Origin of the sequence: Inquilinus ginsengisoli, assembly GCF_031453975.1 — a bacterium.
In the GTDB taxonomy this organism is placed as follows: domain Bacteria; phylum Pseudomonadota; class Alphaproteobacteria; order DSM-16000; family Inquilinaceae; genus Inquilinus; species Inquilinus ginsengisoli_A.
Window position 1 is genome coordinate 35,427 of sequence record NZ_JAVDPW010000010.1, and the last position, 15,860, is coordinate 51,286.

Here is a 15,860-nt window from a genome sequence, read left to right on the forward strand (position 1 = left end):
TTGTTCCTGTCATGCCCGGGCTTGACCCGGGCATCCAGGGGCAACCCAGAGCGGTTCTCCGTGGCTCCTGGATCGCCGGGTCAAGCCCGGCGATGACAGGTGAGAGAGGGTGCATGACCGAACCGCTGCTGCGCATGACCGCGATCACCAAGCGCTTTCCCGGCGTGCTGGCGCTGGACGGCGTCGGGCTGGAAGTGGCGGCGGGGGAGGTGCACGGCCTCTTGGGCGAGAACGGCGCCGGCAAGTCGACGCTCTTGAAGATCCTGTCCGGGGCGCAGGCGCCGGATGGCGGCGGCATCGCCTTCGCCGGCGACCAGGTCAGCTTCGCCGCGCCCTATGAGGCGCAGCGGCGCGGCATCGTCACGATCTACCAGGAGTTCAACCTGATCCCGAGCCTGACGGTGGGGGAGAACATCCTGATCGGGCGCGAGCCGGGCCGGGCCGGGCTGGTCGACTGGTCGGCGATGCACCGCCTGGCCAAGGCGGCGCTGGACCGGATCGGCCTGGCCATCGACCCGCGCCGGCTGGTCCGCGACCTCAGCGTCGCAGAGCAGCAGATGGTCGAGATCGCCCGCGCTTTGTCGATGGAATCGCGGCTGATCGTGATGGACGAGCCGACCTCGGCCCTCAGCTCGACCGAGGTCGACCGGCTGATGGCGATCATCCGGGCGCTGCGGGCCCAGGGCATCTCCGTGATCTACGTCACCCACCGGCTGGACGAGGTGATGACGGTGTGCGACCGGATCACGGTGCTGCGCGACGGCCGGCTGGTCGGCAGCGCCGAGGTCGCGGCCATCGGCATCGACGACATCATCCGCATGATGGTCGGGCGCGACCTCGGCGCCCTGGCCCGGATCGAGGGCGGCGCGGCGCAGGCCGGCCCGCCGGCGCTGCGGGTCGAGGGCATCAAGACCGAGCGCAGCGCGCTCAATCCCCATGCCACGGTGCTGCGCGACGTGTCGCTGTCGGTGCGCCGGGGCGAGATCCTGGGCATTGCCGGGCTGGTCGGGGCCGGGCGCACCGAGCTGGCGCGGTCGGTGTTCGGCGCCGACAGCCGCACCGCCGGCCGCATCCTGGTCGAGGACAAGCTGGTCGAGATCCGGTCCCCAGCCGATGCGATCCGCCACGGCATCGGTCTGGTGCCGGAGGACCGCAAGCAGCAGGCGCTGTTCCTGTCGCTGGCGATCCGCGCCAACCTCGCCATCGCCGCGCTGGGCAAGCTGTCCGGCCTGTTCGGCTATGTCTCGGACAGCCGCGAGAAGGGGCTGGTCGAGGAGTATCGCCGGGCGTTGGGCATCCGCATGGCGAGTTCGGAGCAGCAGATCGCCAACCTGTCCGGCGGCAACCAGCAGAAGGTGGTGCTGGCGCGCTGGCTGGCGCTGCGGCCGAAGGTGCTGATCGTGGACGAGCCGACGCGCGGCATCGACGTCGCCGCCAAGGCCGAGGTGCACCAGCTGCTCGGCCGGCTGGCGCGGGATGGGATCGCGGTGATCGCAATCTCTTCGGAGTTGCCCGAGGTGCTGGCGATCAGCGACCGCATCGTCACCATGTGCGAGGGCCGCATCACCGGCGAGGTCGACCGCGCCGATGCCGACGAGGAAACGCTGATGCGGCTGATGACGCGCCGCCAGGCGGCTTAGACAAGACAAGCGGCTCGAGACTAAAGGGACGGGGATGGCGCAGGGAACGGTTTCGGAGCAGGGCGGCGGGTTCGACCTGTTCGGCATGCTGGCGCGCTTCGCGCCGCTGATCTTCCTGGTGGTGCTGATGGCGGGCTTCGCCATCGCCGAGCCGCGCTTCCTGTCGACCGTCAACCTGCTCAACGTGCTGCGCCAGGTCTCGATCTCCGGCCTGCTCGCCATCGGCATGACCTTCGTCATCCTGACCGCCGGCATCGACCTGTCGATCGGCGCGGTGCTGGCCTTCTGCGGCCTGGCCGCCGCGATCGTCGCCAAGGGCAGCGCCACCGGCAACTTCGCCCTCGGCAGCGACGAGGTGCAGGGCTATGGCTGGGGCGTGGCGGCGCTGGCCTCGGTCCTGCTCGGCATGGCCGCCGGCGCGGTGCAGGGCTTCGCCATCACCCGGCTCAAGGTGCCGCCCTTCGTGGTGACTTTGGGCGGCATGTCGGTGTTCCGCGGCGCGGCGCTGCTGCTGTCCGGCGGCGGGCCGATCAGCGGCTTCGACGCCGGCTTCCGCTACTGGGGCCAGGGCAAGGCCCTGGAAATCCCGGTGCCGGTGCTGATCTTCCTCGGCTTCGCCATCCTGGCCCATCTGGTGCTGCGCTACAGCCGGTTCGGCCGCCAGGTCTATGCCGTCGGCGGCAATCCGGAGGCGGCGCGCCTGTCCGGGCTGAAGGTCCGGCGGGTGCTGCTCGGCGTCTATATCATCATGGGCTTCTTCGTCGGGCTCGGCGCCTTCGTGCTGTCGGCCCGGCTGAATTCGGCCGAGGCGGTGGCGGGGCAGGGCTATGAGCTGACGGTGATCGCCTCGGTGGTGATCGGCGGCACCAGCCTGTTCGGCGGCATCGGCACCATCTTCGGCACGGTGATCGGCACCGTGCTGATCGGCGTGCTGCTGAACGGCCTGGTGCTGCTGAACGTGTCGTCCTACGTGCAGCAGATCATCATCGGCGTCATCATCGTCCTGGCTGTGGCCTTCGACACCTTCGCCAAATCTCGCCGACGGAGGGTGTAGCGCCGATATTTTCGCGGCGCGATGTCGAAACGGCGGCTGCCGGCCCGTCATGGCATCGAGCGACACATCTGCGCTCGATCCCGTTGAGGAGAGGACCATGCAGTACGCATTGCTGTTCCAGCAGACCCCCACCGAATTCGCCGACCGCAAGGATCCGGAACGCTACGCCGCCTTCTGGGCCGCCTTCGGCCCCTATATGAAGGCCCTGCAGGAGGCTGGCGTGATCGTGACCGGCGCCGGGCTGCATCCGCCGGAGACGGCCACCACCCTGCGGCAGCGGGATGGCCAGCGCCTGGTGCAGGACGGCCCCTTCGCCGACACCAAGGAACAGCTGGCCGGCTTTTTCATCATCGAGGTGCCGAACCTCGACGCCGCGCTCGACTGGGCCGCCCGCTACCCGGCCGGCCCCGGCGGCGGGGTGGAGGTCCGGCCCGTCACGCCGCCGCATCGGGAATGAGCCTGGAGACGCGCCGCGCGGTCGAACGGGCGGCGCGTGACTCCTATGGCCGTCTGGTGACCTTCCTCGCCGCGAGGTCGCGCGACCTCGCGGCGTCGGAGGACGCGCTGGCCGACGCCTTCCGCATCGCGCTGGAAACCTGGCCACGTGACGGCGTGCCGGACCGGCCGGAGGCGTGGCTGCTGACTGCCGCGCGCCGCCGGCTGGTCGACGGCGCCCGCCATGCCCGGGTGCAGGCCGAGGCGATGCCGGACCTGCTGGCGGCGGCGGATGAGGCGCAGGCGCTGGCCGAGACCGACACCTTTCCCGACGAGCGGCTGAAACTGCTGTTCGTCTGCGCCCATCCGGCGATCGACCCCGCCATGCACACGCCGCTGATGCTGCAGACCGTGCTCGGGCTCGACGCGGTGCGCATCGCCTCCGCCTTCCTGGTCAAGCCCTCCGCGATGGGGCAGCGCCTGTCCCGCGCCAAGGTGAAGATCCGCGACGCCGGCATCGCCTTCGAGCTGCCGGAGGCGAAGGAGCTGGCATCGCGCCTGGATACGGTGCTGCAGGCGATCTACGCCGCCTATGGCAGCGGTTGGGAGGATGTCGCCGGCGCCGACCCACGCCGCAAGGGGCTGGCGGCGGAGGCGATCGAACTCGGCCGGCTGCTGCGGCCGTTGATGCCGGCCGAGCCCGAGGTGGAGGGGCTGCTGGCGCTGATGCTGTATTGCGAGGCCCGGCGTGACGCGCGCCGCAGCCCGGCCGGCGACTTCGTCCCGCTGTTGCAGCAGGATACGGCGCGGTGGTCGAAGCCGATGCTGGCGGAGGCGGAGCGGATGCTCGCGGCCGCCGCCCAGGATGGCCGCATGGGGCGCTTCCAGCTCGAGGCGGCGATCCAGTCGGTGCACGCCCAGCGGGCCCGGACCGGCCGCACCGACTGGGAGGCCGTGGCCCTGCTGTATGAGGGTCTGGTGCGCCTGGCCCCCACCACCGGTGCGCTGGTCGGTCGGGCCGCCGCCGTCGCCGAAGCGCGCGGGGCCGCGGCGGGGTGGGCGGTGCTGCAGGCCATCCCGGCCGAGGCGGTCGCCAGCTATCAGCCTTACTGGGCGCTGGCCGCCCATCTGCTGCGGCGGCTCGGGCAGCCGGCGGACACGGCCTATGAGCGCGCCATCGGCCTGTGCGAGGACCCGGCGATGCGCGACTTCCTGCTGCGGCAGACCGCCGCCGGTTAGGACCGGACCAGCGCCTGCACCACCCGCTCGACCATATCAGGCACGTCGGCCAGGTCGTGGTACAGGCCGAAGCCGAAGCGCAGGCGGTCGTCGCGATGGTCGACGATGATGCCGGCGGCGCCCAGCCGCTCGTCGATCGCGCCGGCCGCATCGGTCCGGTAGGTCAGGAAATGGCCCCGGTGCGGGGTGTCGAGTGGCGCCAGCAACCGGCTGCGGGCCAGGTCGGGCAGGCCGGCCCGGTCCAGCGCCGCCGCGAAGCCCTCCTGCAGCGCCAGCACATGGGCGTGGATCACCGGCACGCCGATGCCGCGCTCCGCCAGCAGGTCGAGCACCGCGAGCAGCCGGTACAGGCCCGAGGGATCGAAGGTCGAGCCGAGGAAGCGGCTGCCGTCGGTGCCATAGGGCACGCGCCCGTCCTGCGCCCCGGCCAGCGCGCCGAAGGCGGCGTACCAGCCGGTGTCGCGCGGCCGCGGCCCGTAGCCCGGCGGCACATGCAGGAAGCAGGCGCCTTCGCCGGCCATGGCGTATTTGTAGCCGCCGGCGATGTAGAAGGCGCGGTCCGCGATGGCCGAGATGTCGGTCGGCAGCGCCACGAAGCCGTGATAGCCGTCGATCGCGATCAGCGTCCCGCGGTCCGGCACTGCGTCGACCAGCGCCGCCAGGTCGGGCACGGCATAGCCCGAGTTGAAGAACACCTGGCTGAAGAACACCAGGTCATGGCCGCCGGCCCGTGCCGCCGCGGCGAAGCGGGCGGGGAAATCGGCGGTCGGCTCCTGCGCCACGCGGGTGACCTGGACCAGCCCATCCTCCTCCAGCCGCGCCACCTGGCGGCGGAAGCTGTGGAATTCGGAATCGGTGGTCAGGATCCGCGCCGGCCGGTCGGTGGGCAGGCAGGACAGCAGCCGGCGCACGAATTCATGGGTGTTCGGCGCGAAGGCGAGGGAGGCGGGGTCGGGCAGGGCGAGGATCGCGGCGATCCGCGCCTGCAGCCGCGGCACCAGCCCGCCGAAGATCGGGCCCCATTTCATGTCGGCGTGCAGCGCGCTGTCCTCGACATAGCGCGCCTGGGCCGCGAACACCGCATCGGGCCAGAAATGGTGGCTGTGCGCCGCCAGGTGCAGCCGGTCCGGCGCGGCGGCGATGAAGCGGGAGAACAGCGGTTTGTAGCTCACTTGCCGGCCTCCTGGCCGCTGGGGTCCTTGTCATAGGACAGGCTGGTGCGGCGGGTGATCTCCTCCGGCAGCGGCGGCAGGGCCGAGCGCGGGATCAGATAGGTCGACAGGGTGAACAGGTCGCCGAACACCCGGTGCTTCTCGGCGGTGCGGCTGAGGTATTCGTGGCCGGAGGAGCCGCCGGTGCCGGTCTTCAGCCCGATCATGCGCTGGACCATCAGCGCGTGGCGGTAGCGCCACAGCGTCATGGTCTCGTCGATGTCCATCAGCAGGCTGATCAGCCCGAACGGCACCTGCAGCGCCGGCTCGTCGCGGTAGAGGTTGATGAACAGCGCCGCCTGCAGCGCCCGCCAGGACATCCGCCACGATCCCTGCGCCACCTCGGCGGCGTACAGCGTCTCGTCGAACAGCGCGTCGAAGCGGGACAGGGCCTGGCGCAACGCCGCGACCTCCTTCTCCCGCGCCGCATCGTCCAGCGTGGGATGGGCCGCGAGGTGGCCGATGTCGCCCTCCAGCATCTGCACCACCGCCGCGCGGTAGGCCTCGTGGAAGCGGTAGCCGCCGCGCTCGATGAACGGGGTGCGGGCCAGCCAGGCGTCGAGCTGGTCGAACAGGCTGGGCTGGCCCAGCGCCGCCGTCACCCGTTCGCGGCCCGGCGATTCCAGTCGGGTCTCGAACGACTTGCCCTCATAGGCCAGGCGGTCGGCCATGCGCAGCCCGAGCCGGATCTCGATCAGCCGGAACTGCGCGCTCTGGAAGCCCGAGGCCGGGCGCAGCAGGTCGCGGAAATCGAGGAAATCCAGCGGCGTCATGGTCTCCAGCACGTCGAGCTGGTGCACGCCGAGCTTCAGGATCTCGTGGATCCGGTGCAGCGCCCGGGTCGCCCGGGCGATGGCGCGGTCGTCCACCCGCTCGGCCGCGAACACGCCCTGCACGGCGTCGAGCTCGAACAGGATCTGCTTGAACCACAGCTCGTAGGCCTGGTGGATGATGATGAACAGCATCTCGTCATGGGCGGGCCGCCCGGCCTTCTCGCTTTCGCGGGCCTGGAGGTCGAGAAGCTGCTCGAGCTGGAGGTAGGAACCGTAATGGACACCTGGTTCGGCCATGGCGCGCGTCTCCCCGTAGGCTGGTGCCTGCCGGTTGCCGGCTGAAGCCGACCGCGGTCCAGTGCTAGTGGATGGCGGGACGCTAGCGCGACCGGGCCGCGTCCTGCAAGCCGGTGCGCTGCCGCCCGGTCAGGTGAATTTGCGGGTGTCGTCGATCACCTTGCCGTCGTTGGGCAGGCTGCCCGGCGGCACCACCGCCACCGCGGCGCGCAGCTTGGTGACGTCGGCCAGGGTCTCGGCCACGGCGTCGGCGATGGCGGCATCCGCGGCCTCGACCTGCAGCGTCACCTCGTCGATGCCCTGGCGGCTCGCCACCACCAGCCGGCCGCGCGCCAGCTCGTGCCGCTTCAGCACCTCGGCGACCTGGCCGGGATGCACGAACATGCCGCGGACCTTGGTGCTCTGGTCCGCACGGCCCAGCCAGCCGCGCAGCCGCGGCGCGGTGCGGCCGCAGGGGCTGCGGCCGGGCAGGATGGCGGACAGGTCGCCGGTGGCGAAGCGGATCAGCGGCGAGCAGCGGTCGAAGCTGGTCACCACCACCTCGCCGACCTCGCCCTCGGGCACCGGTTCGCCGGTGCCGGGGCGCACGATCTCGACCAGGATGCCCTCGGCCAGCACAAGCCCCTCGCGCCCCTCGGTCTCATAGGCGATCAGCCCGAGATCGGCGGTGCCGTAGCTCTGGAACACGTCGATGCCGCGGGCCGAATAGAACTCGCGCAGCGGCGGCAGCAGCGGCCCGCCCGAGACATGGGCGAGGGTGACCGAGCGGGTGTCGTGGTCCAGCTGGTCGGCCTTCTCCAGGATCAGCTTGAGGAAGTCGGGCGTGCCGACATAGCCGCGCGGCTGCAGGTCGGCCATGGTCCGGGCCTGCAGCTCGGTGTTGCCGGTCCCGGCCGGGATCACGGCGCAGCCCAGCGCCTCGGCGCCGGTCTCGAACATCACCCCGGCCGGGGTGAAGTGGTAGGAGAAGCAGTTCTGCAGGATGTCGCCCTCGCGGAAGCCGGTGGCGAACAGGGCGCGGGCGGTGCGCCAATGGTCGATGCCATGGCTCTCGCCCTCGTAGATCGGGCCGGGCGAGGCGAAGATGCGGCGCAGCCGGCCGGGCGGCAGGGTGGTCATCCCGCCGAAGGGCAGGTCCAGCGCCTGGGCCGAGGTCAGGTCGGATTTGCGGGTCAGCGGCAGCTCCGCCAGCTCGGCGCGGCTGGTCACCGCCGCCGGGTCGATCGCGGCGAGATGCTTGGCGTAGCCGGGGGCCGCCGCCTTGGCATGGGCGATCTGGGCCGGCAGCTCGGCCAGCAGCGCTTTCTCCCGCGCCTCCGCCGGCCGGGTCTCGAGATCGTCGTAATGGTCGGTCATCGCGGCCTCGCCCATCCATCCCCAGAGGTCGCCGCCGGACTCCGTCTGCGGCCTCCGGGGATCACGACAGGCTTGGGGCGCCCCGGTCAAGCCCGGTGCGTTCAGCCGGCCTTCTTGAGATAGGCGGCCAGGGCCGCGCCGAAGCGCCGCACCTCCTCGACCGTGTTGTAGTGGACCATGGAGACGCGCAGGGCGCCGGTCGCCATGCTCAGCCCCAGCCGCTTCATCAGCCGCGGCGCGTACATGTGCCCGTCGCGGATGCCGATGCCGGCGTCGGACATGGCGTCGGCGATCGCCTGCGGCGAATGGCTGCCGATGTTGAAGCAGATCGTCGGCACCCGGTCGCCGACCCGGGCCTCGTCCGCGATGCCGTAGATGGTGGCGCCGCAGCCCTTCAGCACCCGCAGCATCTCGCGCGACAGCGTCGCCTCATAGGCGCGGACCGCGGTCATCGCCGCCACGATGTCGACGCGGCGGGATCCGGTCGACGGGCCGGTGAAGCCGCGGCCGAGCGATTCGAGGTATTTCACCGACGCGCTCATGCCGGCGACGTTCTCGTAGATGAAGGTGCCGGCCTCGATCTTGTAGGGCGGCTCGTCCGGGATGAAATCCTCGCGGAAGGTCGGCAGGCGCTTCAGCGCGTCGAAGCGGCCCCACAGGAAGCCCATATGCGGCGAGAAGTTCTTGTAGCCGGAGCAGACGAGGTAGTCGCAGCCCCAGGCCTGGACGTCGATCAGCCCGTGCGGGCCGTAATGGACGCAGTCGACGAACACCTCGGCCCCGGCGGCATGCGCCAGCTCGGCCACCGCCGCGACATCGACGATCGAGCCGATCGAATGGGCGGTCACGGTGCAGGCGACCAGCCGGGTGCGCGACGACAGCAGCGGCTTCAGGTCCTCGGCGTGGAGGTTGCCGTCCTCGCGCATCCGCCACCACGCGAACTTCGCGCCCATCTTCTCCAGCGCCAGCCAGGTGGCGATGTTGGCGTCGTGGTCCATGTCGGTGACGATGATCTCGTCGCGCTCCTCCAGCATCTGGCCGATGCCGAGGCTGACCAGCCGGATGAAGGAGGTGGCGTTCATGCCGAAGGAGATCTCGGCCGGGCTGTACGCGTTGACCAGCAGCCCGACGCTCTCGCGGGCCTCGGCCACTGACTGGTCGACGGCGCGGCTCTTGTCGTAGCGGCCGCCGCGCTGGACATTGTGGTCGACTAGGTGGTGGGTCACGGCGTCGAGCACGCTCTGCGGGATCTGCGCGCCGGCGGCGTTGTCGAGGAAGATGAAACCCTCGGCCTCGGCCTGGCGCAGCGCCGGGAACAGGGAGCGGACCGTCTCGATCGGGAACGGCGCTGCGGCCGGGGTCTGGGAAGCCGTGGTCTGGGCAAGGGGCACGGGGAGTCTCCTGGGAAAGGTCCGGGGCGCGGGCCGGGTCAGCGGCGGGCGGCCTGGCGTTTGCTGCGCTCCTCGAGATGGCCGATCAGGCGGACGAGGGGCCAGAGGAAGGCGAGGTAGATGATGGCGGCGCCGATCAGCGGCGTCGGATTGGCCATCTGCGCCTGGGCGTCGGTCGCCTGCTTCAGCAGGTCGGGCATGGCGACGACGGAGGCCAGGGCGGTGTCCTTGTAGACCGCGACGCAGTTGCTGGTCAGCGGCGGGATGATGACGCGCACCGCCTGCGGCAGGATCACCTTGCGCATGGCCAGCCAGAACGGCAGGCCCAGCGCCGACGATGCCTCGAACTGGCCGCGCGGGATGCTTTCGATGCCGGCGCGGCACACCTCCGCCGTGAACGCCGCCAGCACCATCGACAAGGCGAGGGTGGCGGAGACGAAGGAGGACAGGCGGATACCGACGAAGGGCAGGGCGTAGTAGATCAGGATCAGCACCACCAGGATCGGCAGCGCGCGGAACATGTCGATGTAGCCGACGGCGAGCAGCCGCAGCGGCCGCGGGGCGTAGAGCCGCACCAGGCAGACCAGCAGCCCGGCCAGGGTGCCGATGACGATGCTGGTGCAGCCCAGGAGGACGGTGTTCCACAGCCCGCGCAGCAGGATCGGGAACGACCGCACCAGCACCGGCCAGTTGAAGAAGGTGTCGAAGATGTCCATGGTCCGGCCCGGCTGGCGCGGCGGGAGGGCCGGGCATGCCGCCCGGCCCCGGCGTCGTCGGTTGCGGCTACTGGGCCTGCGGGATCGGCCCCGGCACCACGGTGCTGGTGCCGGCCTCGGGGTCGACCCCGAACCACTTCTTGTGGATCGCAGCCATGGTGCCGTCGGTCTTCATCGCCGAGATGGCGTCGTTCACCTTGGTCAGCAGCGGGTGGCCCTTGCGCGCCATCATGGCGAAATGCTCGCCGGTGGGGATGCGCAGCAGGATCTTCAGGCCGGGCATCTGCTTGATCGCGTATTGCAGGCCCGAGATCTCGCTGGCGCCGAAATCGACCCGGCCGTTCTGGACCTCCATCAGCAGGTCCTGCTGGGCGTTGTAGCCCTTGACCTCGGTGATGCCGAGCTTCTCGCCATTGGCCTTGGCCCAGGCCTCGCCGGTCGACCCGGACAAGACGCCGACGATCTTGCCCTTGAGGTCGTCGAGCGAATGGATCGGCGATGTCGGCACGCCGAACACCGTGCCGTCGCTGTCGTAGTAGGACTGGGTGAAGGACTGGTTCTGCAACCGCTCGTTGTTGACCGAGATCGACGAGATGGCGAAGTCGATGCGGCCGGAGCTGGTGGCGGCGAACAGGGCCTGGAAGCCCAGGTCCTGGAACTCGACGTCGACGCCGATGCGCTTCGCGACCTCTTTCGCCAGGTCGACCTCGAAGCCTTCGAAGGCGCCGCTGTCGGTCTTGTACTCCCAGGGCGGATTGGCCGGGTAGGCGCCGACGACGATCGTCTCGGCCAGGGCCGGCGACGCGGCGGCGACGCCGAGCGCGATCAGGACGCCCATGCGGGCCAGGCATTTCATCATGGTCAGCCTCCTCTGTTTTCTGCGGTCCAAGCGACGGTTTATTGGCTCTTTGTTTCCGCTCTCGCGGCTGCTTTCGCCTGATGGGCGATGCAGCTTTGTTTGATCATGTGATCACGGATAGGGGGCCCTGATCAACCGGAATTGCTTTAACCTTAAACCTTCACCAGCCGATGATGCCGTGCCTCAGCGGAGCCGTTCAGGCCGGCGCCGCCGCCTTCGCCTCCGCTTCGTCCGGGCAGAGCGTCCGCAGCAGGTCCTGGGTGGTGCGGATGTCGGCGATGATCTCCTCGCGGGCCCGCGCCGCGTCGCCGTGGCGCAGGGCGGCGATGATGGCGTGGTGATGGCCGGTGTAGGGCGCCAGGGTGCCGGCCCGCAGCATCGGTTCGACATGGGCCGACAGCCGGCGCATGTAGGGCCCGAACCGCAGCCATAGCGTCTCGATCAGCTGGATCAGCACGTCCGAGCCGGAGGCGCGGTAGATGGTGAAGTGGAACTGGCGGTTCTTGTCCAGCATGTCGTAGGGGCTGGCGTGCCGGGCGATCCGCTCCTGCTCCAGCACCGCGGCGTGCAGCAGCTCGATGTCGGCGGCGGTGACCCGGGCGGCGCCCAGCTCGGTCGCCAGGCCTTCGATGGCGATGCGGGCGCGGCAGAGGTCGTCCAGCCGCGCCCGGGTCACGATCGGCACCCGGGCCGACCCGTTCGGCGCGATCTCCACCGCATTCTCCGCCCCCAGCCGGCGCAGCGCCTCGCGCACCGGCATGTGGCTGGTGCCGAAGGCCTCGGCCAGCGACGCGATGGTCATCACCTGGCCGGGGTCGAACCGGCCGGTCATCAGCGCGTGCCGCAGCTGCTGGTGCACGCCGTCCTGAATGGTCAGCCGCGACAGGATCGGCTCCAGCCCCGTATCGGCCATCGATGTCGGTCCCCACGGCTTTGATCAAATGAGCAAGCTGAGCCTATTGCATCAGCAGGGTTCGTCAAGCCTGGGCGGCCGGCATCAGCTAGCGACTGAATCCCGGTTACGCCGGTAACCCGTTTCTGCGGCGCTGACATCATTCGGCAGTCCCGGGGCGCCAATTTCTCGTCACAGCGAGAGACGCCGCGTGTCCTGGCGCTGAACTGATCGGCCGGACACTGCCCTCCGATCTCGCTCAGAACTTAACTCTGCTGCCGGGCGGCGAAGACCGCCGCCCTGAAACCTTCATGTTTGTCGTTTGGAGAGTCGAATGACTTTCACGCCTATCGCAGCGCTGCGCCACAGTGCCGAAACGCAGCCGGACAGCGTGGCCTTCGTCAGCGGCGAGGACACCTGGACCTATCAGCGGCTGGCGCAGGAGGCCGGCGACCTGGCCCTCGGCATTGCCGCCCGGGGTGTCCGGCCGGGCGACCGCGTCGTCCTGCACATGGTGAACCGGCCCGAGATGGTCGTCGCCTACTACGCCTGCTTCCTGGTCGGCGCGATCGCGGTGCCGTTCCGCACCGCGTTCAAGGCGGCGGAGCTGATCCCGCTGCTGGAGCGGCTGCGGCCCGCCCTCTACATCGGCGATGCCGATCTCTATGCGCGCATCGCCGCCGTCGACCGCGCGGTTCTCGCCTCGGACCGGCGTTTCGTCATCGGGGCCGGCGCCGATGACGGGCGGGCGCAGCCCTGGACGGTGCTGTTCGGCGACACCAACGGCGCGCCGGTGCCCGACACCGTCGACGCCCACGCCCCCGCGGTGCTGATCACCACCTCCGGCACCACCGGCCAGCCCAAGCTGGTGATCCACACCCCGTCCACCCTGGGGGCCGGCGCTGAGTCGCTGGCGAATTGGGGGCTCGACGGCAGCCACGTCGCGGTCATGGCCACGGCGATGGGCCATGCCAGCGGCCTGTTCACCTTCCTGGGCTATGTCAGGTTCGGCGTGCCGTTCATCCTGCTCGACCGCTTCGACCCCGACGTCGTGCTGGACGTGGTCGAGCGTCATCGCTGCACCTGGCTTCTGGCGATGCCCTACATGTTCGGCCTCCTGTTCGAACGGCAGAAGGTCCAGCCGCGCAACGTCGCGTCGCTGCGCAGCTGCATCACCGGCGGCGACGTCTGCCCGCAGCAGCTGCAGGACCAGTTCCCGGCGGTGTTCGGCTGCCCGCTGCATTCGATCTGGGCCGCGACCGAGACCATCGCCGCGATGGCCTACCGGCCGGTGTCCGGCCCGGCCTGCCGGATCGTGAAGGGCGCGCAGGTGCGCCTGGTCGACGACCGCGGCCTGCCGGTGCGGCGCGGCGAGATCGGCGAGCTCCTGGTGCGGGGTCCCGATGTCAGTATCGGCTACTGGGCCGGGCCGGGCGCGGTCGAAGGCGCGCCGCGGCACGGCTGGTACCAGACCGGCGACCTGATGCGGCAGGATGAGGCCGGCGATCTCTGGTTCGTGTCGCGCAAGAAGGAGCTGATCATCCGCGGCGGCACCAACATCTCCCCGGTCGAGATCGAGGAGGCCCTGGCCGCCCATCCCGCCGTCAGGACCGCCGCGGCGGTCGGCGTCGCCGATGCGGTGCTGGGCCAGCGGGTGGCGGGCTTCGTGCAGCTCGAGCCCGGTGCGCGCACCACCTCCCGGGAGATCCTGGCCGATGTGACGGCGCGGCTGGCCGACTACAAGGTCCCGGAATGGCTCGAGATCGTCGAGGAGATCCCGCGCAACAACCTCGGCAAGATCGACCGCCGGTCGCTGCTGATGATGATCGAGCAGTTGAAGGGAGCGGCCTAAAGCCAGCGCTTGCGGCGCTTGAAGCTCTTCAGGTTCTTGAAGCTCCGGCGCTGCTCGCCGGCGCCGCCGAGGTAGAACTCCTTGACGTCCTCATTGGCCGCCAGGGCCTCGGCGGTGCCGTCCAGCACCACCTTGCCGTTCTCCATGATGTAGCCGTAGCTGGCGCAGGACAGCGCCATCCGGGCGTTCTGCTCGACCAGCAGGATGGTCAGGCCGAGTTCGGCGTTGAGCTGGCGGATGATGCCGAACACCTCCTTCACCAGCAGCGGCGACAGGCCCATCGAGGGCTCGTCCATCAGGATCAGCTTCGGCCGGGCCATCAGCGCCCGGCCGATCGCCAGCATCTGCTGCTCGCCGCCCGAGAGGTAGCCGGCCAGGCCGGTGCGCTCGCGCAGCCGCGGGAAATAGCCGTAGACCCGGTCGATGTCGTCGCCGATCTCGCGGTCGCGCCGGGTGTGGGCGCCGAGCCGGAGGTTCTCCAGGCAGGTCATGTCGGCGACGATGCGGCGCCCCTCCATCACCTGGAAGATGCCCCGGCGCACGATGGCGCCGGGGTCGAGATGGTGGATCGGCTGGCCGTCATAGGTGATGCCGCCGCGGGTGACGGCGCCGTCCTCGGTGCGCAGCAGGCCCGAGATCGCCTTCAGCGTGGTCGACTTGCCGGCACCGTTGGCGCCGAGCAGCGCCACGATCGCGCCCTTCGGCACCGTCAGGCTGAGGCCGCGCAGCACCAGGATGACGTCGTTGTAGACCACCTCGATGTTCTCGACCGAGAGCAAGGGCGGCGCCGTTTCCGGCAGGGCCGCCGCCGCGGGCGCCGCCTGGCTCATCTCAATACCCCAGCCATTCCGGGCGGCGGGGCAGGGTGATCTCGCCGACCTTCTCCAGCGCCATGGTGCCGTCGGCCATCAGGGCGGAGACCTCCTTGCCCTGGGTCGCGCCCTTCACATGGCCCTGGTAGATCGGCACGGTCATCAGGCCGCGATGGTCGGTGGCGGTCCAGGTCGAGGGCAGGCACACCCCCTCCAGCCCGGCCGGCACCCAGTCCTTCTTGTCGTACATCGCGTCGCGGATGGCGACGCCGCCGACCGCGCCCTTGGCCTTCGCCGCCTTGATCGCCTCGACCATGTAGGAGGTGGCGCAGACCCCGGCGATGTAGCTGAGAGGGCGGTAGGCTTGGCCGCCGGAATCGCTGATCTTCGAGATCTCGCGCACCCGGTCCATGCCGGCGCCCTTGTCGGTCCAGATCGCGCCGGTGCGGACCGCGACCACCACGCCGTCGGCGTTGGCGCCGGCCGCCTTCATGATGTTCTCGTCATAGCCCCAGACATTGGCCACGAACTGCACCTTGGTGCCGGCGGTGGCGCAGGCGTTGAGCAGCGAGGGGGTCGAGCCGGCGATGTTGGCGATGTAGGCGTAGTTGGCGCCCTTCTCCTTCAGCGTCAGGCATTGCGGCGTGAAGTCGCCCGGCGCCATGGTGTACTGGATCGGGTCCAGCACCTCGAAGCCCAGCTCCTTCGCGTATTCGTTGCAGGCGACCTTGGGCGAGTTCGGGTAGGGGTGGTTGTCGCCCATATGCACCCATTTCGGGGTGCCCTGGCCGCCCTTCTTCTTCCAGTCCTCGGCCGCCCATTGCGCCAGGGCGCGGCAGGCGTCGGAGTAGGAGGGGCCGTAGAAGAAGTTGAACGGCGTCGCCTTGGTCGCCTTCGGCGCCTTGCCGGTCGGGTCGGTCAGCGCCCCGGAATAGGAGCCGGAGAAGTAGGGGATCTGGTCCTTGCCGATGAACTCGATCAGCGCCTCGGTGTCGGCCGTACCCCAGCCGGCGATCGCCACCACATGCTCGTTGGCCACCAGCCGCTGGTATTCCGACACCGCCTGCGGCGCCTTGTAGGCGTAGTCGTAGGTCTCGAAGGCGATGCTGTCGCCGTCGACCCCGCCATTTTCGTTCACCCAGTTCAGCGTGTCGGCGACGCCATCGGCATAGGGCACGCCGATCGAGGCGGTCGGGCCGGTCAGGTCGGCGATGTGGCCGACCGGGATGTCGTCCGCCACAGCCGGTGCGGCGGCGCAGAGGCCGATGAAAGCGGTGGCGGCGAGCAGGGATCGTCTCGACATCGGTGTCTCCTCCATGGCGGCCGTTCTGTC

At 70.1% G+C, this 15,860-nt stretch carries 14 protein-coding genes; 5 read left to right on the plus strand and 9 right to left on the minus strand.

Features of this window, described 5'->3' with window-relative positions; all coding sequences use genetic code 11:
- Nucleotides 1-113 precede the first annotated feature (113 nt).
- The 4 genes from E9232_RS26385 to E9232_RS26400 all read left to right on the plus strand — a co-directional run bounded on the left by E9232_RS26385 (nucleotide 114) and on the right by E9232_RS26400 (nucleotide 4,368).
- Nucleotides 114-1,640 (plus strand): sugar ABC transporter ATP-binding protein, encoded by a 1,527-nt coding sequence (locus tag E9232_RS26385; RefSeq protein ID WP_309799169.1) that lies wholly within the window; start codon nucleotides 114-116, stop codon nucleotides 1,638-1,640.
- A 34-nt stretch (nucleotides 1,641-1,674) separates the two neighbouring features.
- The gene (locus E9232_RS26390) at nucleotides 1,675-2,694 is read left to right on the plus strand and encodes an ABC transporter permease (protein WP_309799171.1); all 1,020 of its coding nucleotides are present in this window, start codon (nucleotides 1,675-1,677) and stop codon (nucleotides 2,692-2,694) included.
- A gap of 97 nt (nucleotides 2,695-2,791) precedes the next feature.
- Nucleotides 2,792-3,151, plus strand: coding sequence for a YciI family protein (locus tag E9232_RS26395; RefSeq protein WP_309799173.1), 360 nt, complete (start codon nucleotides 2,792-2,794; stop codon nucleotides 3,149-3,151).
- Complete coding sequence (locus E9232_RS26400; RefSeq protein ID WP_309799175.1) at nucleotides 3,148-4,368, plus strand: RNA polymerase sigma factor; 1,221 nt, start codon at nucleotides 3,148-3,150, stop codon at nucleotides 4,366-4,368. The genes E9232_RS26395 and E9232_RS26400 overlap by 4 nt, the downstream gene beginning before the upstream one ends.
- Here E9232_RS26400 and E9232_RS26405 read toward each other — a convergent pair.
- The 7 genes from E9232_RS26405 to E9232_RS26435 all read right to left on the minus strand — a co-directional run bounded on the left by E9232_RS26405 (nucleotide 4,365) and on the right by E9232_RS26435 (nucleotide 11,884).
- Nucleotides 4,365-5,540, minus strand: a complete 1,176-nt coding sequence (locus E9232_RS26405) for a kynureninase/PvdN C-terminal domain-containing protein (RefSeq protein ID WP_309799177.1) — start codon at nucleotides 5,538-5,540, stop codon at nucleotides 4,365-4,367. The two genes, E9232_RS26400 and E9232_RS26405, sit on opposite strands and share 4 nt — an antisense overlap.
- A complete protein-coding gene (locus E9232_RS26410) occupies nucleotides 5,537-6,649 on the minus strand; it encodes a tryptophan 2,3-dioxygenase family protein (RefSeq protein ID WP_309799179.1) in 1,113 nt (370 codons plus the stop codon). Before E9232_RS26410 ends, E9232_RS26405 begins: the two co-directional genes overlap by 4 nt.
- 129 nt (nucleotides 6,650-6,778) lie before the next feature.
- Nucleotides 6,779-8,005: a phenylacetate--CoA ligase family protein gene (locus E9232_RS26415; protein WP_309799181.1), complete on the minus strand. Its 1,227-nt coding sequence runs from the start codon at nucleotides 8,003-8,005 to the stop codon at nucleotides 6,779-6,781.
- Nucleotides 8,006-8,106: 101 nt separating this feature from the next.
- Nucleotides 8,107-9,396 carry a cysteine desulfurase-like protein gene (locus E9232_RS26420; RefSeq protein ID WP_309799183.1) on the minus strand — a complete coding sequence of 430 codons (1,290 nt, stop codon included), beginning with the start codon at nucleotides 9,394-9,396 and terminating at the stop codon, nucleotides 8,107-8,109.
- Nucleotides 9,397-9,434: 38 nt separating this feature from the next.
- Nucleotides 9,435-10,112 (minus strand): amino acid ABC transporter permease, encoded by a 678-nt coding sequence (locus E9232_RS26425; RefSeq protein WP_309799185.1) that lies wholly within the window; start codon nucleotides 10,110-10,112, stop codon nucleotides 9,435-9,437.
- A 67-nt stretch (nucleotides 10,113-10,179) separates the two neighbouring features.
- Nucleotides 10,180-10,971, minus strand: a complete 792-nt coding sequence (locus E9232_RS26430; protein WP_309799187.1) for an ABC transporter substrate-binding protein — start codon at nucleotides 10,969-10,971, stop codon at nucleotides 10,180-10,182.
- 196 nt (nucleotides 10,972-11,167) lie between these two features.
- Entirely contained in the window at nucleotides 11,168-11,884 is a 717-nt protein-coding gene (locus tag E9232_RS26435) for a GntR family transcriptional regulator (protein ID WP_309799189.1), read from the minus strand.
- A 313-nt stretch (nucleotides 11,885-12,197) separates the two neighbouring features.
- Between E9232_RS26435 and E9232_RS26440 the strand changes: the two genes are divergently transcribed.
- Nucleotides 12,198-13,715, plus strand: a complete 1,518-nt coding sequence (locus tag E9232_RS26440; protein WP_309799191.1) for a class I adenylate-forming enzyme family protein — start codon at nucleotides 12,198-12,200, stop codon at nucleotides 13,713-13,715.
- Here E9232_RS26440 and E9232_RS26445 read toward each other — a convergent pair.
- Complete coding sequence (locus E9232_RS26445) at nucleotides 13,712-14,545, minus strand: ABC transporter ATP-binding protein (RefSeq protein ID WP_309799193.1); 834 nt, start codon at nucleotides 14,543-14,545, stop codon at nucleotides 13,712-13,714. The two genes, E9232_RS26440 and E9232_RS26445, sit on opposite strands and share 4 nt — an antisense overlap.
- A 1-nt stretch (nucleotide 14,546) precedes the next feature.
- Entirely contained in the window at nucleotides 14,547-15,830 is a 1,284-nt protein-coding gene (locus tag E9232_RS26450; RefSeq protein WP_309799194.1) for an ABC transporter substrate-binding protein, read from the minus strand.
- Nucleotides 15,831-15,860: the final 30 nt, after the last annotated feature.

Excerpts from the sequence above, each read along its gene's own strand:
- E9232_RS26385 (WP_309799169.1), top strand. The coding sequence starts at position 114 with ATGACCGAACCGCTGCTGCGCATGACCGCGATCACCAAGCGCTTTCCC.
- E9232_RS26390 (WP_309799171.1), top strand. The coding sequence starts at position 1,675 with ATGGCGCAGGGAACGGTTTCGGAGCAGGGCGGCGGGTTCGACCTGTTC.
- E9232_RS26395 (WP_309799173.1), top strand. The coding sequence starts at position 2,792 with ATGCAGTACGCATTGCTGTTCCAGCAGACCCCCACCGAATTCGCCGAC.
- E9232_RS26400 (WP_309799175.1), top strand. The coding sequence starts at position 3,148 with ATGAGCCTGGAGACGCGCCGCGCGGTCGAACGGGCGGCGCGTGACTCC.
- E9232_RS26410 (WP_309799179.1), bottom strand. The coding sequence starts at position 6,649 with ATGGCCGAACCAGGTGTCCATTACGGTTCCTACCTCCAGCTCGAGCAG.
- E9232_RS26415 (WP_309799181.1), bottom strand. The coding sequence starts at position 8,005 with ATGACCGACCATTACGACGATCTCGAGACCCGGCCGGCGGAGGCGCGG.
- E9232_RS26425 (WP_309799185.1), bottom strand. The coding sequence starts at position 10,112 with ATGGACATCTTCGACACCTTCTTCAACTGGCCGGTGCTGGTGCGGTCG.
- E9232_RS26430 (WP_309799187.1), bottom strand. The coding sequence starts at position 10,971 with ATGATGAAATGCCTGGCCCGCATGGGCGTCCTGATCGCGCTCGGCGTC.
- E9232_RS26435 (WP_309799189.1), bottom strand. The coding sequence starts at position 11,884 with ATGGCCGATACGGGGCTGGAGCCGATCCTGTCGCGGCTGACCATTCAG.
- E9232_RS26440 (WP_309799191.1), top strand. The coding sequence starts at position 12,198 with ATGACTTTCACGCCTATCGCAGCGCTGCGCCACAGTGCCGAAACGCAG.
- E9232_RS26445 (WP_309799193.1), bottom strand. The coding sequence starts at position 14,545 with ATGAGCCAGGCGGCGCCCGCGGCGGCGGCCCTGCCGGAAACGGCGCCG.
- E9232_RS26450 (WP_309799194.1), bottom strand. The coding sequence starts at position 15,830 with ATGTCGAGACGATCCCTGCTCGCCGCCACCGCTTTCATCGGCCTCTGC.